This window comes from Phycicoccus jejuensis (assembly GCF_000720925.1).
Classification (GTDB): domain Bacteria; phylum Actinomycetota; class Actinomycetes; order Actinomycetales; family Dermatophilaceae; genus Phycicoccus; species Phycicoccus jejuensis.
Genome location: NZ_JOEE01000001.1, coordinates 322,554 through 347,077, shown reverse-complemented (window position 1 = coordinate 347,077; position 24,524 = coordinate 322,554). Strand labels below are relative to the sequence as shown.

At 74.9% G+C, this 24,524-nt stretch carries 19 protein-coding genes; 6 read left to right on the top strand and 13 right to left on the bottom strand.

What is annotated here, in order from left to right; genetic code table 11:
- Positions 1-15 precede the first annotated feature (15 nt).
- The 6 genes from IG69_RS0101615 to purL all read right to left on the bottom strand — a co-directional run bounded on the left by IG69_RS0101615 (position 16) and on the right by purL (position 9,219).
- Positions 16-2,136, bottom strand: a complete 2,121-nt coding sequence (locus IG69_RS0101615) for a xanthine dehydrogenase family protein molybdopterin-binding subunit (protein WP_245616051.1) — start codon at positions 2,134-2,136, stop codon at positions 16-18.
- Positions 2,133-3,134 carry an FAD binding domain-containing protein gene (locus tag IG69_RS0101610; protein ID WP_030526442.1) on the bottom strand — a complete coding sequence of 334 codons (1,002 nt, stop codon included), beginning with the start codon at positions 3,132-3,134 and terminating at the stop codon, positions 2,133-2,135. Before IG69_RS0101610 ends, IG69_RS0101615 begins: the two co-directional genes overlap by 4 nt.
- Positions 3,131-3,637 carry a 2Fe-2S iron-sulfur cluster-binding protein gene (locus tag IG69_RS0101605; protein ID WP_030526441.1) on the bottom strand — a complete coding sequence of 169 codons (507 nt, stop codon included), beginning with the start codon at positions 3,635-3,637 and terminating at the stop codon, positions 3,131-3,133. Before IG69_RS0101605 ends, IG69_RS0101610 begins: the two co-directional genes overlap by 4 nt.
- 151 nt (positions 3,638-3,788) lie before the next feature.
- Positions 3,789-4,907 carry a winged helix DNA-binding domain-containing protein gene (locus IG69_RS0101600; protein ID WP_030526440.1) on the bottom strand — a complete coding sequence of 373 codons (1,119 nt, stop codon included), beginning with the start codon at positions 4,905-4,907 and terminating at the stop codon, positions 3,789-3,791.
- Complete coding sequence (locus IG69_RS20735; RefSeq protein ID WP_051750015.1) at positions 4,904-5,296, bottom strand: DivIVA domain-containing protein; 393 nt, start codon at positions 5,294-5,296, stop codon at positions 4,904-4,906. Before IG69_RS20735 ends, IG69_RS0101600 begins: the two co-directional genes overlap by 4 nt.
- A gap of 23 nt (positions 5,297-5,319) precedes the next feature.
- The gene (gene purL, locus IG69_RS0101590) at positions 5,320-9,219 is read right to left on the bottom strand and encodes a phosphoribosylformylglycinamidine synthase (RefSeq protein WP_030526438.1); all 3,900 of its coding nucleotides are present in this window, start codon (positions 9,217-9,219) and stop codon (positions 5,320-5,322) included.
- A 182-nt stretch (positions 9,220-9,401) separates the two neighbouring features.
- On the opposite strand from purL, the gene IG69_RS0101585 reads away from it, so the two are divergent.
- On the top strand, positions 9,402-10,172 hold the full coding sequence (locus IG69_RS0101585) for an NAD-dependent epimerase/dehydratase family protein (RefSeq protein WP_051750013.1): 771 nt from the start codon (positions 9,402-9,404) through the stop codon (positions 10,170-10,172).
- Here the strand turns inward: IG69_RS0101585 and IG69_RS0101580 are convergent.
- Positions 10,153-11,064, bottom strand: a complete 912-nt coding sequence (locus IG69_RS0101580; RefSeq protein WP_051750011.1) for a phosphoribosylaminoimidazolesuccinocarboxamide synthase — start codon at positions 11,062-11,064, stop codon at positions 10,153-10,155. The two genes, IG69_RS0101585 and IG69_RS0101580, sit on opposite strands and share 20 nt — an antisense overlap.
- 193 nt (positions 11,065-11,257) lie before the next feature.
- Between IG69_RS0101580 and IG69_RS0101575 the strand changes: the two genes are divergently transcribed.
- A complete protein-coding gene (locus IG69_RS0101575; protein ID WP_030526435.1) occupies positions 11,258-11,713 on the top strand; it encodes a MarR family winged helix-turn-helix transcriptional regulator in 456 nt (151 codons plus the stop codon).
- 26 nt (positions 11,714-11,739) lie between these two features.
- Positions 11,740-12,951, top strand: coding sequence for an MFS transporter (locus tag IG69_RS0101570; RefSeq protein ID WP_030526434.1), 1,212 nt, complete (start codon positions 11,740-11,742; stop codon positions 12,949-12,951).
- 82 nt (positions 12,952-13,033) lie between these two features.
- On the opposite strand, the gene soxR is transcribed toward IG69_RS0101570, so the two are convergent.
- A complete protein-coding gene (soxR, locus tag IG69_RS0101565) occupies positions 13,034-13,489 on the bottom strand; it encodes a redox-sensitive transcriptional activator SoxR (protein WP_030526433.1) in 456 nt (151 codons plus the stop codon).
- A gap of 54 nt (positions 13,490-13,543) precedes the next feature.
- On the opposite strand from soxR, the gene IG69_RS0101560 reads away from it, so the two are divergent.
- Complete coding sequence (locus tag IG69_RS0101560; protein WP_051750008.1) at positions 13,544-14,983, top strand: MFS transporter; 1,440 nt, start codon at positions 13,544-13,546, stop codon at positions 14,981-14,983.
- Positions 14,984-14,992: 9 nt separating this feature from the next.
- Positions 14,993-15,913 carry an LLM class F420-dependent oxidoreductase gene (locus tag IG69_RS0101555; protein ID WP_030526431.1) on the top strand — a complete coding sequence of 307 codons (921 nt, stop codon included), beginning with the start codon at positions 14,993-14,995 and terminating at the stop codon, positions 15,911-15,913.
- 30 nt (positions 15,914-15,943) lie between these two features.
- Here the strand turns inward: IG69_RS0101555 and purD are convergent, their stop codons facing one another.
- Positions 15,944-17,230 (bottom strand): phosphoribosylamine--glycine ligase, encoded by a 1,287-nt coding sequence (gene purD / locus IG69_RS0101550; RefSeq protein WP_030526430.1) that lies wholly within the window; start codon positions 17,228-17,230, stop codon positions 15,944-15,946.
- A 138-nt stretch (positions 17,231-17,368) separates the two neighbouring features.
- Between purD and IG69_RS0101545 the strand changes: the two genes are divergently transcribed.
- A complete protein-coding gene (locus tag IG69_RS0101545) occupies positions 17,369-19,579 on the top strand; it encodes a HelD family protein (RefSeq protein WP_030526429.1) in 2,211 nt (736 codons plus the stop codon).
- 510 nt (positions 19,580-20,089) lie between these two features.
- Here the strand turns inward: IG69_RS0101545 and IG69_RS0101540 are convergent.
- The 4 genes from IG69_RS0101540 to fbaA form a co-directional block, all read right to left on the bottom strand.
- Positions 20,090-21,391, bottom strand: coding sequence for an adenylosuccinate synthase (locus tag IG69_RS0101540; protein ID WP_030526428.1), 1,302 nt, complete (start codon positions 21,389-21,391; stop codon positions 20,090-20,092).
- Between the two features lie 121 nt (positions 21,392-21,512).
- Positions 21,513-22,265 (bottom strand): helix-turn-helix domain-containing protein, encoded by a 753-nt coding sequence (locus IG69_RS20730; RefSeq protein ID WP_051750006.1) that lies wholly within the window; start codon positions 22,263-22,265, stop codon positions 21,513-21,515.
- 313 nt (positions 22,266-22,578) lie between these two features.
- A complete protein-coding gene (locus IG69_RS0101525; RefSeq protein WP_030526426.1) occupies positions 22,579-22,986 on the bottom strand; it encodes a DUF3151 domain-containing protein in 408 nt (135 codons plus the stop codon).
- A 159-nt stretch (positions 22,987-23,145) separates the two neighbouring features.
- Positions 23,146-24,177, bottom strand: a complete 1,032-nt coding sequence (gene fbaA, locus IG69_RS0101520) for a class II fructose-bisphosphate aldolase (protein WP_030526425.1) — start codon at positions 24,175-24,177, stop codon at positions 23,146-23,148.
- Between the last annotated feature and the right edge of the window lie 347 nt (positions 24,178-24,524).

Below are 24,524 nucleotides of genomic sequence, written 5' to 3'. Positions count from 1 at the left end.
CTCCCGCGGGCGGGCTCAGGACAGGAAGCGGTCCGGCGTGAGCGGCAGCTCGCGGACCCGCACCCCCGTCGCGTGGTGGGTGGCGTTGGCGACGGCCGCCGCCGTGCCGACGATGCCGATCTCGCCGATGCCGCGCGAGCCCATCGGCGTGAAGGCCTCGTCGGACTCCTCCAGCCACTCGGCGTCGACGTCGAGCACGTCGGCGTGGGCGGCGACGTGGTAGCTCGCGAGGTCCTGGGTCACGACGTGGCCGGTGCGCGGGTCGCGCCAGGACTCCTCGAAGAGCGCGGCGGACAGGCCCATGACGAGGCCGCCGACGAGCTGCGAGCGCGCCGTCACCGGGTTGAGGACCCGGCCGACCGAGTACACGCCGAGCAGCCGCGGCACCCGCACCTCGCCCGTCCAGCGGTTGACCCTCGCCTCGCAGAAGACCGCGCCGAAGGAGTGGTTGGCGGTCTCGGTCTCGGCGGGACTCTTGGCCGCCGAGGCCGTGACCTCGGCGCCGGCTGCCGGGTCGGGGCCGTGCTCCTCGCGGAAGCGCTGGGCCGCCGCGACGACGGTGCTGCCCCACGAGCTCGTGCCCGAGGACCCGCCGGCCACCGAGGCCGAGGGCAGCCGGGTGTCGGCGACCTCGAGGTCGACGGCGCCGGGGTCGACGCCGAGCGCGTCGGCGGCAATCTGCGTCAGCACCGTGCGCGCGCCCGTGCCGATGTCGACGCAGCCGATGGCCACGCCGTAGCGGCCGCCCCCGAGGGCCGTGACGCGGGCCTCGTTGCCGGGCATCTTCATCGCGGGGTAGGTCGCGGCGGCGACGCCGGTGCCGACCCACCAGTCGCCCACGCGGCGGGAGCGCGGCTCGCGGGGGCGGTCGGCCCAGCCGAACCGCTCGGCGCCGCGGCGCAGGCAGTCGGGGAGCCGGCGGACGTCGAACGGCTTGCCGGTCTCGGGGTCGAGGTCCGGCTCGTTGCGCAGCCGCAGCTCGACGGGGTCCAGTCCGCAGGCGAGCGCGAGCTCGTCCATCGCGACCTCGCCGGCGAACATCCCCGGCATCTCGCCCGGCGCGCGCATCCACGAGGGGACGGCGACGTCGAGGACGGCCAGCCGGTGGCTCGTGCGCCGGGCCGGGGCGGCGTACATCATCCGGCTCGGGGAGGCCGTCTGCTCGGCGAACTCCTTGACGGCGGAGGTCTGCTCCTGCACCCGGTGCTCGAGGCCGACCAGCCGGCCGTCGGCGTCGGCGCCGAGGCGCACGTGCGAGATCGTGGCGGTCCGGTAGCCGGTGAGGGCGAACATCTGCTGCCGGGTGACGGCCAGGCGCACCGGCCGGGGCCGCACGGCGTGCGCCGCGAGCGCTGCGGCGACGACGTGGGCGTGCGGCTGGCCCTTGCTGCCGAAGCCGCCGCCGACGTAGGGGGCCCGGACGCGCACCTGCGTGGCCTCGAGGCCGAGCACCGGTCCGACGGTCTGGGCGACCCCGTGGACGCCCTGGGTGGAGTCGACGAGGTCGAGGACCTCGCCGCTCGTGCCGTCCTGCGCCCAGCGGGCGACGGTGGCGTGCGGCTCCATCGGGTTGTTGTGCTCGTGGGGGGTGCGGTAGGTCTGCTCGACGAGCACCGCGGCACCCGCGAGCGCGGCGTCGACGTCACCGTCCTCGGTGTCGGTGTCCATCGCCGGGTTGACCGTCTCGGGCCTGTACGTCGCGTTGTCCTCGCGCAGCTCGGCCTCGTGCGGCTCCTCGCGGTACGAGACCTCGACGAGCGCGGCCCCCTCGCGGGCGGCCTCGGAGGTCTCGGCGAGGACGAGCGCCACGACCTGCCCGCGGAAGTGCACGCGCGGGTCCTGGAGGATGGCCAGCTCGCCGTCGTCGGTGTCGGCCAGGCGCATCGCGCTCGTGTGGTCGAGGACGGCGACGACGCCGGGGTGGGCGAGGGCCGCAGCGGGGTCGAGGCGCTCGACCTCCCCCTTGGCCACGGTCGACTGGACGAGCCAGACGTGCAGCGGGTCGCCGGTGTCGTGGGCGGCGCTCTCGACGGCGTACGTGGCCCGGCCGGTCACCTTCTCGGGCCCGTCGACGCGGTCGAGGCGGGTGCCCATCGAGCGGGGCGTGACGGGGGTGGTGCTGGTCCGGGTGCTCACGAGGGGTCCTTCCCGGCGAGGCGGAGCAGGGTTCGCGTCGTGGCGCCCCGCAGCATCGGCAGCTTGTAGGCGGTCTGGTCGGTGGTGCGCGCGGCGGCGAGCTCGGCGTCGACGGCGGCGCGCACGGCGTCCTCGTCGACGGCCCGCCCGGTCAGGGCCTCCTCGGCGGCGGTGGCGCGCCACGGCTTGTGCGCGACGCCTCCCCACGCGATGCGGACGTCGCGGACGACGTCGCCGTCGAGCTCGAGCGCCGCCGCGACGGAGACGAGCGCGAAGGCGTACGAGGCGCGGTCGCGGACCTTGAGGTAGGTCGAGCAGCGGGCGGCGTCGGTGAACGGCAGCTCGACGCCCGTCACGAGGTCGCCGTGCTCGAGCGTGGTGTCGAGGTCGGGGCGGTCACCGGGCAGGCGGTGCAGCTCGCGGACGGGGACGCGCCGCTCCCCCTGCCGGCCGCGGACGACGACGACGGCGTCGAGGGCGGCCATCGCGACGGCCATGTCGGAGGGGTGGGTCGCGACGCAGTGCTCGCTCGCGCCGAGGACCGCGTCCTGGCGGCCGTAGCCGCCGACGGCCGAGCAGCCGCTGCCGGGCTCGCGCTTGTTGCACGGCGTCGTCACGTCCTGGAAGTAGACGCAGCGGGTGCGCTGCAGCAGGTTGCCGCCGGTGCTCGCCTGGTGACGCAGCTGCCCGGACGCGCCCGAGAGCAGGGCGCGCGAGAGCACCGGGAAGGCCGAGCGGACGACCGGGTGCGCCGCGAGGTCGCTGTTGCGGACGTTCGCGCCGACGTGGAGGACGCGCCCGTCGGGGCCGTCCTGCTCCTCGACGCCGTCGAGACCGAGCCGGCCGACGTCGACGAGGCGGGCGGGCCGGGCGATGCCGAGCTTGAGGTGGTCGACGAGGTTGGTGCCGCCCCCGAGGTAGCGGGCGTCGGGGTCGCCGGACACGAGGGCGACCGCCTCCTCGACGTCGCTCGCGCGGACGTAGTCGAGCTCCCTCATGCCCCCGCCGCCTCCTTGACCGCGGCGAGGATGCCCGGGTAGGCGCCGCAGCGGCAGAGGTTGCCGCTCATCCGCTCCCGGATCTCGTCGTCGGTCAGCTCGACGTCGGCCTCGAGGTCCTCGGTGACGTGGCTCGGGTGGCCCTGCTTGGCCTCGTCGAGGACCCCGACGGCCGAGCAGACCTGACCGGGCGTGCAGTAGCCGCACTGGTAGCCGTCGTGCTCGAGGAAGGCCTCCTGCACGTGGTGCAGCGCGTCGTCGGCGGCGAGCCCCTCGGCCGTGACGACCTCCGAGCCGTCGAACGCCACCGCGAGCGCGAGGCACGTGAGGTGGCGTCGGCCGTCGAGGAGCACCGTGCACGAGCCGCACTGCCCGTGGTCGCAGCCCTTCTTCGGCGAGGTGACCGCCAGCCGCTCGCGCAGCGCGTCCAGGAGGGTGGTGCGGGTGTCGACGGTCAGCTGCCGTCGGTGCCCGTCGACGGTGAGCTCGATGGTGGTGTCCATGCGGACCCCGTACCCACTCGCCGCCCTCCTGACCCCCTCGCCCACCCCCGCCGCCTCCACATTTCGGGGTCACCCCGAAATGTCCACGAGACCCCGGTTCGGAACCGGGGTCTCGTGGACGAAGCCCTGTGTCGTGCCCGCGCCGGGCGGGTCAGGTCGCGCGGGCGGTGACGGTGAGGACGGGCTCGCGACCCAGCCAGCGGGCCAGCGCCGCCGCCTCGGCCTCGAGCGCGCGCCGCTCGGCCCGGGTCAGCGGCCGGTAGGGCGCCACCTCGACCTCCAGCGCCCCGCCCCGGACGGTGCGCCGCGCGGTGCCCGCGACCTGCGCGTCGACGACGAGCAGCCCGATCGACGGCTCCCGTCCCACCGGGTGCCGCCCCGCGACGTCGACGACGCGCCGGCTGTCCTGGTAGCCCCGGTACCACTCGTCGAGCAGGTGGACGAGGTGCACGCGCGGGGCCCTCGAGCGCGGTGGCGGCTCCTCGCCGGGGGCGTGCCACCAGGTGCGGCCGTCGTGCTCGAAGGACGCGAGGTCCTCGGCGGCCGCGGCGAGGCCGGCACGCACGTCCCCGAGCGGCAGGGTCGCCCAGTACGCGAGGTCGCGCTCGGTCACCGGCCCGTGGCCCACGGCGTAGCGCCGCGCGAGCTCGCCCAGCGCCTCGACGCGGTCGAGCGGGGCGGATGCCGGGAGCCGGTCGGCCAGCGGTGCGTAGGTGTGCCGGCCGACCCCGCCGTCCGGGCGCGGCCGGCCGCTGCCGACCCGCAGGCCGAGCTCGAGGTGGGCCAGCAGGACCATGAGCTGCATCCCGGTCAGCTCCTCACCCGCCGCGCGCAGGGCGTCCGCGACCTCGTCCCGCGTGCGGTCGGGGGTCTCGGTCAGCACCTGCTCGACGAGGTCGCCGAGCAGCGCGACCCGCTCCGGCGGCAGGCCGAGGTCGCGCTCCAGCTGGCGGCCGAGCTGGTGGCGCACCCGCGGGCCGGTCAGCTCGAGCAGCCACCGCACGTCGTCGCGGTGGACGAGGTGCCACGTGGGGCGCAGGACGTGCAGCCGGACGAGCTCACCGTCCCCGACCAGCCCGGCCAGCCCGGTGCGCGTCAGGCCGGTCGTGCGCGCGGCCAGCGCCCACGCCGTCTGCTCGGGGTTCTCGGCCTGGACGGCGAGCAGCGAGCAGACCGCCGCGGACGCGTCCGGCGCCGAGGCGCCGTCGAGCAGCAGCGTCCGGAACCGCCACCGGGCGATGGCGAGGTCGTCGACGCCGCGCGGGCTCATCCGCGGGGGTCGCCGCGCAGGACGCGTAGGAGCCGGGCCCCGAGCCCCTCGCGCGGTCCGGTGGCCGCCGGCGGCGTCGTGGACGCGGCAGGCGCGGGCCGCCCGGCGGCGCGCTCCCCCTCGTGCGCGGCGAGCGCCTCGGCGGCGCGCTCGAGCAGCGCGTCGACCTCGCCCATCTCGTAGCCCCGGCGCATCCGGGTGGTGGAGAGCCGGGAGGCGCGGACGTCCGCGGCCGTCAGCGGGCGGCGGGGCGGTGGCCCCGCCCCCTCGTGCGCCCGCAGCGCGTCGGCCACGGCGTCGAGGAGGTCGTCGACCTCGCCCTCGTCGTACCCGTCCCGGAACTGGGTCTGCGTGAACGTGCTCCTGCGCACCTCGTCGGACGTCAGCACCGCGGTCCCCCTCCTGTCGTCGGTCAGCCCGCGAAGACGCGAGCGTTGCGGAACATCCTCAGCCACGGGCTCTCGTCGTCGACGTCGCCGCTCGTCCACGACATCTGGACGTTGCGCGACACCCGCTCGGGGTGCGGCATCATCGCGGTGAACCGGCCGTCCGTCGTCGTCACCGCCGTCAGCCCGCCGGGCGACCCGTTGGGGTTAAACGGATGCGTCGTCGCCGGCGCACCGTGGTGGTCGACGAAGCGCGCCACCTGGTGCACCGCGCCGAGGTCGCCCCGGGCCGAGAAGTTTGCGAAGCCCTCGCCGTGCGCGACGGCGATGGGGAGGCGGCTGCCCGCCATCCCGGCCATGAGGACCGACGGGCTCTCGAGCACCTCGACCTGCGTCAGCCGTGCCTCGTACTGCTCGGACCGGTTGCGCGTGAACCGCGGCCACGCCTCCGCCCCCGGGACGAGGTCGGCGAGCGCGGCGAACATCTGGCAGCCGTTGCAGATGCCGAGCCCGAAGGTGCCGTCGCGGTGGAAGAAGTCGTGGAACTGCTCGGTCAGCCTCTCGGAGAACAGGACCGAGCGCGCCCAGCCCTCGCCGGCGCCGAGGGTGTCGCCGTAGGAGAAGCCGCCCGCGGCGACGAGTCCCTGGACGTCGGCGAGGTCGAAGCGCCCCGACTGGAGGTCGGTCATGTGCACGTCGTAGGCGTCGAAGCCCGCGGCGTCGAGCATGAAGGCGGTCTCGACGTGGCTGTTGACGCCCTGCTCGCGCAGCACGGCGACCTTGGGGCGGACGCCGGTCGAGAGGTAGGGCAGCGTGACGTCGTCGGTCGGGTCGAAGCTCGGGGCGACGACGAGGCCGGGGTCGTCGTCGCGGCCGACGCCGGCGTGCTCCTCGTCGGCCGCACCCGGGTTGTCGCGCAGCACGGACATCCGCCACGACACCTCGTCCCACGCCTGCGCGAGGTCGCGGACGCGCTCCTCGAGCACCCGCGCTCCGTCGACGGCCACGCGGATACGGCGCTCGCTGACGGTGCGGCCGACGACGGACGCGACGTCGGCGAGCCCGTGGGCGCCGAGCACCTCGACGACCTCGGGGACGGCGCGCTCGGGCACGCCGAGGACGGCGCCGAGCTCCTCGGCGAACAGCGCTGCCACCGAAGCGGTCTCGACGTCGAGGCCCATGCCGCCGGCAAAGGCCATCTCGCACACCGCGGCCCAGAGGCCGCCGTCCGAGCGGTCGTGGTACGCCGTGACGAGCCCGCGCTTGCGCAGCTCGGTGAGGGCCGCGGCGAGCGACACCAGGCGCCGGGGGTCGTCGAGGTCGGGGACCTCGCGGCCGAAGGCACCCGACACCTGCGCGAGGATCGAGCCGCCGAGGCGGTCGCGGCCGGCGCCGAGGTCGACGAGCACGAGGGCCGACCCGTCGCGCAGCTGCGGGGTCCAGGTGCCCCGGACGTCCTCCAGCGACGCGAAGGCCGTGACGACGAGCGACACCGGCGAGGTGACCTGCTTGGCGTCGCCCATGTGGTCGGTCCAGCGGGTGCGCATCGAGAGCGAGTCCTTGCCGACCGGCACCGAGATGCCCAGGGCCGGGCACAGCTCCATGCCGACGGCGTGGACGGTGTCGTAGAGGGCGGCGTCCTCGCCGGGCTCGCCGCACGCGGCCATCCAGTTGCAGGACAGCTTGACCCGCGAGAGCGCGGCCACCGGGGCGGCGAGCAGGTTGGTCAGCGCCTCGCCGACGGCCATCCGCCCCGAGGCGGGAGCGTCGACGGAGGCCAGCGGCATCCGCTCACCGCTCGCCATCGCCTCGCCGGCGAAGCCGACGTGGTCGGCCAGGGTGACGGCGACGTCGGCCACGGGCACCTGCCACGGGCCGACCATCTGGTCGCGGTGGGTCAGGCCGCCGACGGTGCGGTCGGCGATGGTCACGAGGAAACGCTTGGACGCGACCGTCGGGTGCCGCAGCACCGCGTAGGCCGAGTCACGCAGGTCGAGCGCATCGACGTCGAGGTCGTCGCCCTCGCGGTGCACGCGCGCGACGTCACGGGTCATCCGCGGCGGCTTGCCGAGCAGCGTCTCCATCGGCATGTCGATGGCCCGCTCCTCGCCCTCGACGTCGTCGGGACCGTCGGCGAGGACCAGCTGCCCGTCGTCGCGCGCGACGCCGACGACGGCGTGGGGGCAGCGCTCCCGCTCGCAGAGGGCGGCGAAGGTCGGCAGCGACTCCGGGGCGATGGCGACGACGTACCGCTCCTGGGACTCGTTGCACCACACCTCCTTCGGCGCGAGGCCCGACTCCTCGAGGGGCACGGCCGACAGGTCGAAGCGGGCCCCGAGGCCGGCGCCGTCGACGAGCTCGGGGAAGGCGTTCGAGAGCCCACCGGCCCCCACGTCGTGGATCGCGAGGATGGGGTTGCCCTCGGCGCCGAGGCTGCGGCAGTGGTTGACGACCTCCTGCGCGCGCCGCTCGATCTCGGGGTTGCCGCGCTGCACGGAGTCGAAGTCGAGGTCGGCCGCGTTGGCGCCGGCGGCCATCGACGACGCCGCGCCACCACCCATCCCGATGCGCATGCCCGGCCCGCCGAGCTGCACGAGCAGCGTGCCGGCCGGGAAGACGACCTTCTCGGTGAGGTCGGCGTCGATCGTGCCCATGCCGCCGGCGCTCATGATCGGCTTGTGGAAGCCGCGGCGCACGCCGTCGACCGTCTGCTCGTAGACGCGGAAGAAGCCACCGAGCCCCGGCCGGCCGAACTCGTTGTTGAACGCGGCCGCCCCGATCGGGCCCTCGAGCATGATGTCGAGCGGGCTCGCGATGTGCGCCGGCGCGCCGTACTCCGCACCCTCCCAGGGCTCGTGCGTCCCGGGCAGGTTGAGGTTGGAGACCGCGAACCCGGTGAGCCCGGCCTTGGGGGCCGACCCGCGCCCGGTGGCGCCCTCGTCGCGGATCTCGCCGCCGGCACCGGTCGCCGCGCCGGGGAACGGGCTGATCGCCGTCGGGTGGTTGTGCGTCTCGACCTTCATGAGGACGTGCACCTCGCCGTCGCGCCCGCGGTAGGCGCTCGGGGCGTCCGGCCGCTCGGGCAGCCACCGCGTGCGCGGGCCGCCCTCCATGACCGAGGCGTTGTCCTTGTAGGCCACGACGGTGCCGGCGCCGGCGACCTCCTCGGTGTGCCGGATCATCCCGAAGAGCGAGCGCGGCTGGGCCTCGCCGTCGATGACGAAGTCGGCGTTGAAGATCTTGTGGCGGCAGTGCTCGGAGTTGGCCTGCGCGAACATCATCAGCTCGACGTCGGTCGGGTTGCGCCGCAGCCCGGTGAAGGCCTCGACGAGGTAGTCGACCTCGTCGTCCGACAGCGCGAGCCCGAAGTCGCGGTCGGCCTCCTCGAGCGCCTCGCGGCCCCGGCCGAGGACGTCGACGTGGGCGACCGGCTCGGCCTCGCGCTCGTCGAACAGCGCCGCCGCGGCCTCGCGCGTCGGGAGGGCCGACTCGGTCATCCGGTCGTGGAGGACGTCGGCGCAGCGCGCCCACTGGTCCTGGGTCAGCGGCTCGTCGGCGAGCAGGTGGTACTCGGTGACGCGCTCGACGCGGCGCACGTCGACCCCGCAGCTGTGCGCGATGTCGGTGGCCTTGGACGCCCACGGCGAGAGCGTCCCGAGGCGCGGGGCGACGACGACGAGGGCGGTGTGCGGCGCCTCGGCCACTCCGCCGAAGGGCTCGCCGTAGGTGAGGAGCCGGGTGACGGTGGCGTGGGTGGCGTCGTCGAGCGGCGCGGCGCTCGCGACCCAGTGGACGTGCTGCGCCGAGACCGCCCGGATCTGCGGCGCGACGACCCGCAGCCGGGCGAGCACGCCGGCAGCCCGGAAGGTCGAGAGGGCGGCGCCCCCGGGGACGGTGGTCAGCACGGGGGCGTGCGACGGAACCATGGTGCGGGTCTCCCGAGGGGTGCGGCGCGGGTGGCGTGTGCCGGGGCTCAGGCTACCGGCGCGGGCCGGGGCGCGGCCCCACCGTCCCTCCCCACCCGTCGGCGGGAAGAGCCGGGTGCCGGCCCGGACGGGTGCGTGGCACGCTGGGCGGCGAGGACGCCGGACGAGCCCGAGGAGGGGCGATGCGGGTCGTGGTGCTGGGCGGGACCGGGGAGATGGGGTCGGCGGTGGCCGACCGGCTCGAGGGGCGGGGGCACGAGGTCGTGCGCGCGTCGCGGGCCTCGGGCGTCGACGTCACCGCCTCCGCGGGCCTCGCCGGCACGCTCCGCGGGGCCGGCTGCGTCGTCGACTGCCTCAACCTCACGACGCTCTCCCGGCGCCGCGCGGTCGGGTTCTTCCGCGCCGCCGCTACGGCCGTCGCGACTGCCGCGGCCGAGGCCGGGGTCGCGCACGTCGTCGTCGTGTCCATCGTCGGGGTCACCGAACCGGTGGTCGCGCGGTCCTCCGGCTACTACGCGGGCAAGGCGGCCCAGGAGGCCGGGTACGCAGTGGCCCGGGTGCCGGTGACGATCGTGCGCTCGACGGCCTGGTTCAGCCTCGCCGAGACCTTCCTCGGCCAGCTGCGGGTCGGACGCCTCGCGCTGGTGCCGCGGATGGGGTTGCGGCCGGTGCACCCCGACGCCGTCGCCGACCTCGTCGCCGACGTCGTCGGGGCCGGCCCCACCACGGGCGCCGCGCGTGAGGACGGACCGGCGGTCCGTCAGCTCGCCGGGCCCGACGAGACCGACGCGGTGACGATGGCCCGGGCGGTCGCGGCGCGCGACGGCGGTCGGGTGCGCGTGGTCGGGCTGCCGGTACCCGTCGCCGGTCTGCGCACGGGGCTGCTGCCGGGGCCGGACGTGCCCCGCGACGGGCGCCGGTTCGCGGACTGGGTCAGAACGAGCGGCCGGTGAGGCGCCCGTAGGCCTCGACGTACTTGGCCCTGGTGCGCTCCAGCACGTCGTCCGGCAGCGGCGGCGGGGCCTCGCCGGACGCCTTGTCCCAGCCGCTCGCCGGCGAGAGGAGCCACTCGCGGACGAACTCCTTGTCGAAGCTCGGCTGGGGGCGGCCCGGCTCCCACTGGTCGGCCGGCCAGAAGCGCGAGGAGTCGGGGGTGAGCACCTCGTCGGCGAGGACCAGCTCGCCGTCCTCGACCCCGAACTCGACCTTGGTGTCGGCGACGATGATGCCGCGCTCCTGCGCCAGCTCGTTGCCGCGGGCGAGGATGCGGGTGGTGAGGTCGCGCGCCTTCGCGGCGAGCGCCGGGCCGACGAGGGCCTCGACCTCGGCGTAGGACATCGGCTCGTCGTGCTGCCCGCTCGGGGCCTTGGTCGACGGCGTGAAAAGCGGTTCCGGGAAGCGCGAGCCGTCGGTCAGGCCCTCGGGCAGGCGCAGGCCGCTGACCGTCCCGTCGGTGCGGTACTCGCGCAGCCCGCCGCCGGTCAGGTAGGCGCGGGCGACGCACTCGACGGGGAGCATCCCGAGGCGGCGCACCAGGACCGCGCGGCCCTCGACGGCGGCCGGGACGTCCGTGGAGACGAGGTGGTTGGGGACGAGGTCGGCCAGCTGCTCGAACCACCACAGCGACATCCGGGTGAGGACCTCGCCCTTGTCCGGTACCGGGGTCTCGAGGACGAAGTCGAAGGCCGAGATGCGGTCCGAGGCGACGAGGAGCAGGAGGTCCTCGCGCGGGGCGCCGGTGTCGTCGAGCGGCGCGTAGAGGTCGCGCACCTTGCCCGAGTAGACGTGGGCGTACCCGTCGAGGACGGGGGCGGCGTCGGGCGTGGGCGTCGAGGCGTCGGCCATGGGGCCATCCTTCCAGCCCCACGCCCACGCCGCGTCGCCCCTCCACCGCCCTCACCCCACGCGTCACGCGCGTATCGGGTGACCCGATACGCGCGCGCCTCACCCGACAACCGTTCCCGGGTGAGGCGCAGCGTTCCCGGGGGAAGCGACCTCGCGGCTTGATTTGGATAGGTTACCTATGTAAAGTGGACGGGTGCACACGGACGACCTCGCCATCGAGCTGCTCCGCTCGGCCGCCGGGCTCTCCCGGTGGGCCAGCCGGCACGCCGACCTCGAGATCCCGTGGGCCCAGGCCCGCGTGCTGTCCCTCCTCGAGGAGCTCGGCCCGGCGCGGATCACCGCGCTCGCCGAGGTCGACGCCACGAGCCAGCCGACGATGACCACCCAGGTCCAGCGCCTGGAGGCCACCGGATGGGCCCACCGCACCCCCGACCCGGCCGACGGCCGGGCCACCCTCGTGTCCCTCACCGCCGCGGGTCACGAGGCCCTGGCCACCGCCCGGCGCGCCCGCGCCGCGGCCCTGCGCCCGGTCCTCGAGCAGCTGGACGCCGACCCCGAGCGGCTCCGGACGGCGACCGCCGTCCTCACCGAGCTGCTCGAGGCGACCCGCACCACCCCCGCCCGCGAGCCCGGCCGCGCCGGCTCCTGACCCCCGACCGAGAGGAACCCCTGCCCATGTGGCGCCAACCGAAGACCGTCTGGAGCGTGGCGTTCGCCTGCGTCGTCGCCTTCATGGGGATCGGCCTCGTCGACCCCATCCTCAAGCCGATCGCCGACGACCTGGGGGCCACCCCCTCCCAGGTCTCCCTGCTCTTCACGAGCTACATGGCCGTCATGGGCCTCGCGATGCTCATCACCGGCTTCATCTCGAGCCGCATCGGCGCCAAGCGCACCCTGCTCATCGGCCTCGCGATCATCATCGTCGGCGCCGGCCTGGCCGGGATGCAGGACAGCGTCAACGGCATCGTCGGCTTCCGCGCCGTCTGGGGGCTCGGCAACGCCCTGTTCATCGCCACCGCGCTCGCGACGATCGTCAACGCCGCCCGCGGCTCGGTCGCGCAGGCGATCATCCTCTACGAGGCCGCGCTCGGCCTCGGCATCGCCGCCGGGCCGCTCGTCGGTGGTGCGCTGGGCGGGATCTCCTGGCGCGGACCGTTCTTCGGCGTCAGCGCGTTGATGCTCATCGCCCTCGTCGCCACGTGGGTCACCCTCCCCGCGGCGAACGAGAAGCCGCACCCGACGCCGCTCAGCGCCCCCCTGCGCGCCCTCGGCCACCGCGGGCTGCTCACCGTCGGCCTCACCGCGCTGCTCTACAACTTCGGCTTCTTCACCCTCCTGGCCTTCACGCCGTTCCCGCTCGACATGTCGGCGCACGGCACCGGCCTGGTGTTCTTCGGCTGGGGCCTGCTCCTGGCGCTGACCTCCGTCGTCGTCGCCCCGTGGGTCCAGCGCCACGTCGGCACCTTCGCCGGCATCGTCGGCGCCCTGCTCGGCTTCGCGGTCATCCTCGCCGTCATGGCCGTGTTCACCGAGAACAAGACCGTGCTCGTCGTCATGGTCGTCCTCGCCGGCGGCTTCCTCGGCGTCAACAACACCCTCATCACCGAGACGGTCATGAAGGTCTCGCCCGTCGAGCGCAGCGTCGCCTCCGCGGCCTACAGCTTCGTCCGGTTCGCCGGCGGCGCGGTGGCCCCGTGGCTGGCCGGCACGCTCGGCGAGCGCTCGGTCCACATCCCGTTCTGGGTCGGCGCCGGCGCGGTCGTCCTCGCCGTCGCGGTGCTCTCGACGGGCCACTCCTTCGTGCGCAGCGTCGACGCCGAGCCCGGCCACGGCGCCGAGCGCATCGACTCCGAGGAGGAGGCGCAGGCCGTGACGATGGGGGCCTGACCACCCCCTCCGTCCACCGACGAGGACGTGCCACGTGGCCTGCGGGCCGCACGGCACGTCCTCGTCGTTCGTGGGGGGGACGTCAGTGGCCGCGGGCGGCGGCCGGCCAGCGGCGGGCCCCCGGCCCCTCGGTCGCCAGCTCGTCGTCGTGGTTGTAGACGGGGCAGGACCGCAGCGAGAGGCAGCCGCAGCCGATGCACGACGACAGCCCGTCGCGCACCCGTTCCATCGCCTCGATGCGCGCCGTCAGCTCGTCGTGCCAGCGCCGCGAGAGGCGCTCCCAGTCACGCTTGGTCGGCGCCCGGTCCGCGGGGAGGGCGGCGAGCGCCTCGCCGATCTCGGTCAGCCCCAGCCCGAACCGTTGCCCGGCGCGCACGACGGCGATGCGCCGCAGGACGTGGCGCTCGAAGCGCCGCCGGTTGGCGGTGTCGCGCACCGAGGTCAGCAGGCCCTTCTCCTCGTAGAAGCGCACCGTCGCGACGCTGACGCCGGAGCGCTCCGCCACCTCGCCGATGGCCAGCAGGTCGTGTCCGTCCACGGGTGCAGGGTAGCGACTTGACCTCAAGTGCGCTTGAGGTGTGAGGCTCCTCTGGTGACCACGACCGACGCGCACCCCGCCACCACCCCGCCGCCCGGCTCCTCCCCGCCCGAGCGGCTCCTCGACCGCCGGTACCTGCCGGTCGTCGTCGGCGTCGTGGCGCTCGTGACCCTCGCGGCCTTCGAGAACCGTGCCGTGCAGACGGTCCTCCCGGTCGTCGTCCGCGACCTCGACGGCTGGGCGCTCTTCGGCGCCTCGACCGGCGCTTCGCTCGTGACCTTCACCGTGGGGATGGCCCTCTCCGGCGGATGGACCGACCGGTTCGGCCCCCGGCCGGTGCTCCTCGCCGGCATCGGCGTCTTCGGGGTCGCGCAGGTCGTCTCGGCGCTCGCTCCGACGATGGTCGTCTTCGTCGGTGGCCGCGCTCTGTCGGGGCTCGCCGAGGCGCTCATCGACACCACGCTCATGGTGCTGGTGGCCCAGGCGCTGCCGGAGTCGTTGCGCGCCAAGGTGTTCGCGTCGTTCGCCGCGGCCTGGATCCTGCCGTCGCTCCTCGGGCCGGGGTTCGCCGGCGGGGTCGAGTCGCTGGCCGGCTGGCGCTGGGTGTTCGCCGGTCCGCTGCTCGTCGTCCCGTTCGCCCTCTGGCTGCTGCGTCCGGCACTGCGCGGCGACCGCCCCGCACCGGCGCCGGACGTCGACGAGGGCGCGGGCGCCCGGCTCGCGGCGTCCTTCGCCCTCGCGGCCGGGCTGACCGTCACGACCTTCGCGGCTCCGCTGCTCGAGTCCCCGAGCACGCGGGCGGCCGGGCTGGCGACCGTGCTCGCCGGCGGTCTCGTGGTCGTCCTCTCGGCCGCCCGGGCCCTCCCCCGCGGCACCGCCCGCCTGCGCGCCGGCGTGCCGGCGGTCGTCGGGCTGCGGATGCTCACCTCCGCCGCGTTCACCGGTGTCGGCTCGGTCATCCCGCTCATGCTCGTGACGACCCACGACGTCAGCGCGGCCGTCGCCGGCGTCTCGCTGTCGGTGACGGGCGTGCTGTGGGCGGCCGGGTCGTGGCTCAACAGCACGGCGTGGGTGCAGGCGCGCACGAGCGCCGCGGCGCGCATCCGGGCCGGCGGGCTGCTCATCGCCGTCGGGTCGGTGGGGCCGGTGCTGCTGGCGCTCGACGTCGTCGGGGTCGCGGCCGGGATGGTCGGCTGGGCCGCGGCCGCCACCGGCATGGGCATCCTCTCGCCGGTGCTGTCGACCGAGCTGCTGGCCCTCGCGCCCGAGGCCGAGCGCGGGCGGGCGAGCGCCGCCCAGGGCCTCGGGGTCTCGACCGGCGTCGCCCTGCAGACGGCGCTCGTCGGCGGGGTCGTCGCGTGGTTCGGGCCGGGCATGGACGGCCCCCGGTTCGCCGAGCTGATGGTCGTCGGCGCGCTCGTCGCGCTCCTCGTCGCCGCCGGGTCCGGCCGGGTGCGCGGAACCCGTCGGGACGGGGCGCCCGCACCTGCGTAGCGTGGGTGCATGGACCTGCGCATCTTCACCGAGCCCCAGCAGGGCGCCACGTACGACGACCTCCTCGCGGTGGCCCGCGCGGCCGAGGACCTCGGGTACGACGCCTTCTTCCGGTCCGACCACTACCTGCACATGTCCGGCGACGGCCGCCCCGGCCCGACCGACGCCTGGACGACGCTCGCCGGCCTCGCCCGCGACACCTCGCGCATCCGGCTCGGGACACTGGTCACCTCGGCGCCCTTCCGGCTCCCCGGCCCGCTGGCCGTCACGGTCGCCGGGGTCGACCAGATGAGCGGCGGCCGGGTCGAGCTCGGGCTCGGCGCCGGCTGGTTCGAGGCCGAGCACCACGCCTTCGGCATCCCCTTCCCGCCGCTCAGGGAGCGCTTCGACCGGCTCGAGGAGCAGCTGGCCGTCATCACCGGGATGTGGTCTGCGCCGGAGGGCTCGGAGTACGACCACGACGGCTCGAACTACCCGGTGAGCGGGCACCCGGCGCTCGTGCGCACGACGCAGCCCGGCGGCGTGCCGATCGTCGTCGGCGGCGCCGGCAAGAGGCGGACGCCGTCGCTGGCCGCCCGGTACGCCGCCGAGTTCAACGTCCCGTTCTCGTCGGTCGACGACACCGCGCGGCTGTTCGAGCGCGTCGACACCGTCTGCGACGAGCACGGCCGCGACCCGCTGAGCCTCGTCCACAGCGCGGCCCAGGTCCTCTGCGTCGGCAAGGACGAGGCGACCCTGCGTCGCCGCGCCGAGGCCATCGGTCGAGACGTCGCCGAGCTGCGGGCCAACGGCGTGGCCGGCACCCCCGAGGAGGTCCGCGAGCGCGCCGGCCGGCTCGCCGAGGCCGGCGCGAGCCGCCTGTACCTCCAGGTCCTCGACCTGCACGACCTCGACCACCTCGCGGACGCGCACGCGGCGCTCACGGCCTGAGTCGGTCGCAGGACGCGGCGTCGGGACGGATCAGGCGGGGACGGTGACCTCGCCGCGCTGCGCCTTCTCGGCGATGTCGTGGCGGTGCTGCGCGCCGTCGAGCCGCACGGTGTCGACGGCGGCGTAGACCCGCTCGCGGGCCTGCGCGAGGTCCGCTCCCCGGGCGACGACCGAGAGGACGCGCCCGCCGGCGGAGACGAGGACGCCGTCGGCGTCGCGCGCGGTGCCGGCGTGCAGGACGTAGGCGTCGGGGTCGCCGGGCACGGCGTCGAGGCCGTCCAGCGGGTCGCCGGTGCGCGGCGTGCCGGGGTAGCCGTCGGCCGCGACGACGACCGTGACGGCGTGCTCGTCCGACCAGCGCAGCGGCTCGGCCTGCGCGAGGCGGCCCTCGGCGGCGGCCAGCAGCACCTGGGCCAGCGGCGTGCGCAGGCGGTCGAGGACGACCTGCGTCTCGGGGTCGCCGAAGCGGACGTTGAACTCGATGACGCGCGGGCCGCGGCGGGTCAGGGCGAGGCCGACGTAGAGGACGCCGACGAACGGGGCGCCGCGGCGGGCCATCTCGTCGACGACCGGCTGCGCGATGCGGGCGACGACGTCGTCGACGAGGCCGTCCGGCGCCCAGTCGAGCGGGCTGTAGGCGCCCATCCCGCCGGTGTTCGGGCCGGTGTCGCCGTCGCCGATGCGCTTGAAGTCCTGCGCGGGCGTCAGCGGGACCACGGACTCGCCGTCGCAGAGGCAGAAGAGGGAGACCTCGGGGCCGTCGAGGAACTCCTCGACGACGACGCGGCCGTCGTCCTTGGCCAGGCAGGCGAGCCCGTGCGCGAGCGCCTCGGCCCGGTCGTCGGTGACGACGACGCCCTTGCCGGCCGCGAGCCCGTCGTCCTTGACGACGTGCGGGGCGCCGAGGGCGTCGAGGGCGTCGGCGAGCTCGGCCTCGGTCGTGCACACGTGGGCCATCGCCGTCGGGACGTCGGCGGCCGACATCACCTCCTTGGCGTACGCCTTGCTGCCCTCGAGGCGCGCGGCGGCCGCCGAGGGCCCGAAGCACGGGATGCCGGCGGCGCGGACCGCGTCGGCGACGCCGGCGACGAGGGGCGCCTCGGGACCGACGACGACGAGGCCGACCGCGTGGCGCCGGGCGACCTCGAGGATGCCGTCGACGTCCGTGACCCCGCCCGGCAGCGGCTCGCAGAGGGCCACCGCCTCGATGCCGGGGTTGCCCGGCGCGGCCACGACCGCGTCGAGCGCGGGGTCGAGCGACAGCGCGCGGACGATGGCGTGCTCGCGGGCACCGGAGCCGATGACGAGGACCTTCACGGGCAGCCAGCCTAGGGGCCGCGGGCACCGCCGCGCACCGGCGACCGGCGCCCGGGCGGCGTGGGGCGTCCGCGCTGGTGACGCGGCTAGACTGGTGAGTTCCGTGCCCAGCCGATCCTGCGAGGAGACCGCGGCTCCGTGACCACGCACCACCCGGGCCAGCCCGAGGCCTCCCCCGACGTCGAGCGCGAGATCGCGATCGAGCAGGCACACGTCGACCGCGTCTACGCCGAGCTCGAGAAGGCCAGCGGGCGCGCCCGCGACGTCGAGGCCGACGGGATGGCCCGCGGGCGCACCGACCGGACCGGTGACGTGCGCGACGAGGAGCTGACCGGGCTGTTCGAGCGCGACGCACTCGTCTTCGCGGCCGCGCGCCGCCGGGCGATGATCGACACGCAGTACGAGGGCCTCGTCTTCGGCCGGCTCGACCTCGGCTCCGAGGACTCGACCGCCGCCGAGCGCGAGGTCCGGCACATCGGTCGCCTCGGTGTGCGCGACGACGACTACGAGCCCCTCGTCGTCGACTGGCGTGCCCCGGCCGCCGCGGCGTTCTACCGGGCGACACCGGTCGACCCGATGGGGGTCGTGCGCCGGCGGGTGCTGCGCTGCCGCGGCGCCCAGGTCGTCGGGGTCGAGGACGACCTCATGGTCCCCGAGGCGCCCGGCGACATCGTCGTCGTCGGCGACGGCGCGCTGATGGCCGCCCTGACCCGCAGCCGCGGCCGGCAGATGCGCGACATCGTCGCGACCATCCAGCGCCACCAGGACGAGGCCATCCGCGCCCCCTCCCGCGGCGTCACCGAGATCACCGGCGGCCCCGGCACGGGCAAGACCGTCGTCGCGCTGCACCGGGCGGCCTATCTGCTCTACGCCGAGCGGCGGCGCTTCGAGCACGGCGGGATCCTCGTCATCGGGCCGTCGTCCGCGTACACGGCGTACATCGAGCGGGTGCTGCCCTCCCTCGGCGAGGAGTCGGTGGCGCTGCGCGCGCTCGGTGACGTCGTCGACGGGATGACGGCCGTGCGGCTGGACTCCCCCGAGGTCGCCGCGGTCAAGGGGTCGCTGCGCATCCGGCGGGTGCTGGGTCGGCTGGCCTCGCGGGCGCCGGTCGGAGCGCCGACCACCTTCCGCGCGTTCGTCGCCGGGCACGCCGTCCGGCTCGACGAGGAGGCCCTGCGCCGGGTGCGCTCTGAGGTGCTGCGCACCCACCAGCACAACCTCGGGGCCGCCGCCGCGCGGGCCGCGCTGGCCGAGGCCGCGTGGCGCACGGTGCGCCAGGGCGAGCGCTCGGACTTCCTCGGCGCCTTCGAGGACTCGCGCGCCGTCGACGAGTTCGTCGCCGCGTGGTGGCGCCCGCTCGACCCGCGCGAGGTGCTGCTGACGCTCACCGACACCGAGCACGCCTACCGGGTCGGGCGCGGGGTGCTGTCGCAGGGCGATGCGGCCGCGCTCGCGGCGTCGTACCGCGAGGCCGTCGCGACCGGCGAGTGGTCGGTGGCCGACGTGCCGCTCGTCGACGACCTGCTCGCGCGGCTCGGGGCGGTGCCCGAGGTGACGCGCGAGGAGCAGGGCTTCTACGACATCGAGGAGCTCGACGACCTGCAGTCCTACGGTGTGCAGGACGTGCGCGTCGGGCTCGGGCGGGCGCCGCGCACCGACACCCGGGCGGTGCTCGCGCCGGGTGACGCGCGGGCGCGGCTGATGGCCGGCCGCATCGAGCGGGCCGCGGCGTACGCGCACGTGCTCGTCGACGAGGCGCAGGACCTCTCGCCGATGCAGTGGCGGATGGTGGCGCGGCGGGGCCGTACGGCGTCGTGGACGGTGGTCGGTGACGCGGCGCAGGCGTCGTGGCCGGACCTCGCCGAGGCCGGTCGGGCGCGCGAGGAGGCCTTCGCCGGGCTCGAGCGCCGGATGTTCCACATGGACACCAACTACCGCAACGCCCGCGAGATCTTCGACCACGCGCGCGACGTCATCCTGCCGCTCGTCCCGGACGCCGACATCCCCGACGCCGTGCGTGAGACCGGGGTGCGCCCGGTTGACCGTGTGGTGACCGAGGGTCTGGTGGACGAGGCGCGCGGGGCGGTGGAGACGCTGCTCGGCGAGGTCGACGGGTCGATCGCCGTCATCACGCCGCAGCGGTGGGCGCAGCGGGCGGCGGTGCTCGACGGGGCCGGCGAGGGGCGGGTGCAGGTCATCGACCCGCTGTCGACCAAGGGCCTGGAGTGGGACGCGACCGTCGTCCTCGACCCCGACGCGATCACCGAGGAGTCGCCGGGCGGGGTGCGCGTGCTCTACGTCGTCCTGACCCGGGCGGCCCACCGGATGCACGTCCTGCGCCCCGCCTGAGGTTCGAGGCCGGGCCTGGCAGGGCGGGGCGGCACGGTGTGCTCTCCCAGCCTCCATGCGCTGCGGAAGGTTTACCTCCCACTGGGCAAGGTTTCCCTTCCACTCCGCAACCACTCCGTCCACCGCGCAAGGGAAACCTTCCGGGGCGCAAGGGATCCGCGCCGTGCCGCCCTGACCTCGCCCTGCCGCCCCGACCTCGCCCTGCCGACCCGCCACAGCACCCCGGCAGAACGATGGGACCACGGCACAGCGAGATCAGGTCGGCCCGGTGGCGCACTCCAGCCCAGGTGCTTGCTCGTGGAAGGGAAACCTTGCCGGGTGGAAGGGAAACCTTCCTCGGCGCATGGAGGTCGGGAGAGCACACCATGGCTCAGGCCCGCCCCTCCCCTCACCCGGCCCGCCGCTCCCCTCATCCCGGCCCGGCGCTCGCCTCACCCCGGGCCACCGACGACGACGCCCCCTCGGCCGCGCTCGGCGGGAGGGGGCGTCGTCGGGCAGACCCGGTGGCGCTCAGTCCAGGAGGGCGTGCCGCTGGATGATCTCGTGCCGACCGGGGCCGACGCCGATCGCCGACACCCGCGCCCCGATGAGCTCCTCGACGCGCAGCACGTAGCGCTGCGCCGCCTCGGGCAGCTCCTCGAAGGTCCGGCACCCCGAGATGTCCTCCCACCAGCCGTCGAGCATCTCGTACACCGGCTTCGCGTGGTGGAAGTCGCTCTGCGACACCGGCATCTCGTCGTGCCGCACACCGTCGACCTCGTAGGCCACGCACACCGGCACCTGCTCGAACCCGGTGAGCACGTCGAGCTTGGTGATGACGAAGTCGGTCACCCCGTTGACGCGGGTCGCGTAGCGGCCGATGACGGTGTCGACCCACCCGCAGCGCCGCGGCCGGCCGGTCGTCGTGCCGTACTCGGCGCCGGTCTTGCGCAGCGTCTCGCCGTCGTCGTCGAACAGCTCCGTCGGGAAGGGACCCTCGCCGACCCGCGTCGTGTACGCCTTGAGGATGGCGATGACCCGCGACACCCGCGTCGGCGGGATGCCGGAGCCGGTGCACGCGCCACCGGCGGTCGCCGACGACGAGGTGACGAACGGGTAGGTGCCGTGGTCGACGTCGAGCAGCGTCGCCTGGCCGGCCTCGAGCAGCACGTTCGCGCCCGCGTCGAGCGCCTTCTCGAGGACGAGCGTGGTGTCGGCGACCATCGGCCGCAGCCGCTCGGCGTACCCGAGCAGCTCCTCGACGACGAGGTCGACGTCGACGGCGCGCGTGTTGTAGATCTTCACGAGCACCTGGTTCTTGAAACCCAGGGCGGCCTCGACCTTCTGGCGCAGGATGCCCTCGTCGAACAGGTCCTGGACGCGGATGCCGATGCGGTTCATCTTGTCGGCGTACGTCGGACCGATGCCGCGCCCGGTCGTGCCGATCTTGCGCTTGCCGAGGAAGCGCTCGGTGACCTTGTCGAGCGTCCGGTTGTAGGGCGCGATGACATGGGCGTTGGACGACACGACGAGCTTGGAGGTGTCGACCCCGCGCGCCTCGAGCCCGTCGAGCTCCTGGAAGAGCACCTCGAGGTCGATGACGACGCCGTTGCCGATGACCGGGGTCACCGTCGGCGTGAGGATGCCCGACGGCAGGAGGTGCAGCGCGTACTTCTCGCGCGTCCCGTCCTCGCCCGCGATGACCACCGTGTGGCCCGCGTTGTTGCCCCCGTTGAACTTCACGACGTAGTCGACGTCGGTGCCCATGAGGTCGGTCGCCTTGCCCTTGCCCTCGTCGCCCCACTGGGCTCCGACCAGCACGATCGCCGGCATCCCGGCTCCTTCCGACACGTGGTGCGTCCGGGACGGCCGTGCCCCGGCGCGGAGAAGGCCCCTCGCGGATCGCGCCGGGGCCTCGTCCACCCCACCCTACCGCGACGCGGTGGCCGGACGGTCAGCGGCGCCGTTCGGCGAGCACCCACCCCAGCTGGAAGCGCGAGTCGACGCCGTTGACGGCCATGAGGCGCGACACCCGGCGCCGGACCGTCCGCAGGCTCACCCCGAGGTGGCGGGCGATGGCCTCGTCCTTGATGCCCAGCCCGAGCAGCTCGACGAGCCGGGGGTCGTCGTCACCCCCCGCAGCCCCGCCCCGCGGCACCGGCGACGCGTACCGCCACGCGAGGTCGAAGTAGTCCGTGTAGAGGCGCACGACGAGGGGGTCGCGCAGCAGCACGTACCCCGAGTCCGGGTCGTCCCAGCCGCCGAGCGCGACGACCGCGCTCTCGCCGAAGACGGCGAACTCGGTCGCGGTCGCGGGCAGCAGCCGCTGGTCCTCGCCGGCCTCGGCCCACACCCCCAGCCAGCGCTGGCCGGCGAGCGTCGTCAGGACGTCCGCCGGGTAGATGGCCCGCTGCGTGTCCCCCCGCTCGATGCGCTCGCGGTTGGCCCGCACCGTCGACTCGTCGAGCGCCGGCCCGCGCTCCACGGTCAGCACGAAGTTGCGGACCATCCCGCGGCTCTCGCGCAGGAGGTGGTTGACCACGGCCGGCGACACCGACCCGGCGAGCGGCTCGACCCGCATGTCCAGCGCACCGAGCGTGCGCGACGTGACCTCGGCGAGCAGCCCCGCCGCCTCGTCGAGCTCGCGCTGGCGCGACTCGGTGCGCTCGCGCTCGCGCCGCAGGTGCTCCTCGAGCAGGAGCATCATCCTGCCGTCCTCGTGGTCGACCACGGTGCCCCCCGACGATCGGCGCACACCCCTGCACGCCCCTGACGTGGCCGTTTGCTGCCACTGACCGCCTAGTGTCGCACGTCACACGAGCGACCGGGCACGATGGACGAACGCAGCCGAGGACGCAGGGGACCACCGGGCGACGAGCGTTCCGTGCGAGAGCGGAGCGCGCAGCACCCGGTGGTGCGACTCGGCGGCGGGCAGGGCCCGGGTGTCGACGACAGCCGGGCCCTCGTCCGGTTCCGCGGGTGCGGGGACGCCGCGCCGCGGGACTCGGCGCGGCGGCGGGTCAGAGCCCCAGCTCGCGCGCCCCGGTCGCGCTCGAGGCGCGGAGGAACTCGGCGCAGCGGTGCCGCTCCTCCTCCTCGCCGATGGCCCCGGCCGCCTTCGCCAGCACGGCGAGGGCGCGCAGGAAGCCGCGGTTGGGCTCGTGCTCCCACGGCACCGGGCCCTGGCCGCGCCACCCGCTGCGCCGCAGCGCGTCGAGACCGCGGTGGTAGCCGGTGCGCGCGTACGCGTAGGCCTCGACGACGCGGTCGTCGGCGAGGGCGTCCTCGGCGAGCACCGCCCACGCGAGGGACGAGGCGGGCTGGGCGGCGGCCACCTGGTCGGGGGCGACCCCGTCCTCGAGCGGCCGGGCCGCGGGGTCGTCGGGCAGGTGGGTCGGCGGGATGCCGAGGAGGTCGCTCGTGCTCATGGCCCCACGCTAGCCGCCCCCGTCCGCCGTCAGAGGGGCCCACCCACCCGTCGAGTGAACAGGACACGCCGCCCGGACATGGGTCCGGACGGCGTGTTCTGCTCACTCGACGGGGTGAACCGCGAGGAGGGAGGTGCGGGTGCTGCGGTGGGTGCGGGCTCAGCCCTGGTGCGTCCCGGCGGAGCGGAGGTTCTGGCAGGCCTCGACGACGCGCTGCGCCATCCCGGCCTCGGCCTCCTTGCCCCACGCACGGGGGTCGTACTGCTTCTTGTTGCCGACCTCGCCGTCGATCTTGAGGACGCCGTCGTAGTGGCGCAGCATCCAGTCGGCGACCGGGCGGGTGTACGCGTACTGCGTGTCGGTGTCGACGTTCATCTTGACGACGCCGTAGTCGACCGCGTCCGAGATCTCCTGCGGGAGCGAGCCCGAGCCGCCGTGGAAGACCAGGTGGAAGGGCTTGCTGCCGGCGTCGAGGCCGAGCTCGGAGGCGGCGGCGTCCTGGGCGGTCTTGAGGACCTCGGGGCGCAGCTTGACGTTGCCCGGCTTGTAGACGCCGTGCACGTTGCCGAAGGTCAGCGCGGTCATGTAGTAGCCGTTCTCGCCCGAGCCGAGCGCGCGCACGGTGGCGACCGCGTCGTCCGGGGTGGAGTACAGCTTGTCGTTGATGGCGTTCTCGACGCCGTCCTCCTCGCCGCCGACGACGCCGACCTCGATCTCGAGGATGACCTTCGCGGCCTTGCACTGCGCGAGGAGGTCCTCAGCGATGCGCAGGTTCTCGTCGAGCGGCACGGCCGAGCCGTCCCACATGTGCGACTGGAAGATCGGCAGGCCCCCGGCCTTGACGCGCTCGGCCGAGGCGGCGAGCAGCGGACGGACGAAGGTGTCGAGCTTGTCCTTCGGGCAGTGGTCGGTGTGCAGCGCGATGTTGACCGGGTAGTTCTTCGCGACCTCCTCGGCGTAGGCGGCGAGCGCCTTGGCGCCGGTGACCATGTCCTTGACGGTCGAGCCGGAGGCGTACTCGCCGCCACCGGTCGAGACCTGGATGATGCCGTCGGAGCCGGCCTCGGCGAACCCGCGGATCGCGGCCGTGATCGTCGAGCTCGACGTGATGTTGATGGCCGGGTAGGCGAACGAGCCGTTCTTGGCCCGGTCGAGCATGTCGGCGTAGACCTCGGGCGTTGCGATGGGCACGGTGTTCTCCTCGTGACGTGGTGGTGGCCCTACGCCCCCGATCCTTCCACCATCCGCACGGCGCCGCGCGAGCCTGTCCGTACCCACGGGTAGTGGGACCGGCCACCCCGCGCACGACGAATGGGGCGGCACCGATGTCGGTGCCGCCCCGTCAGCGGTCTCGCCCGGTCCCTGCACCGGAGTCGTCCGCCAGGAGGCCGAGGCCTCCGTCGTGTCGGTTGGGAAACCCCCTGCGGTTTCCGTCCCTGCGCGAGCCCAGTGTGCGCCGTCCGGAGCCGGATGTCCATGCCTTCTGACGGAAATCGTCATTCCGGCGACGGAATTCGTCGCTCGTCGTGCAGGACGGT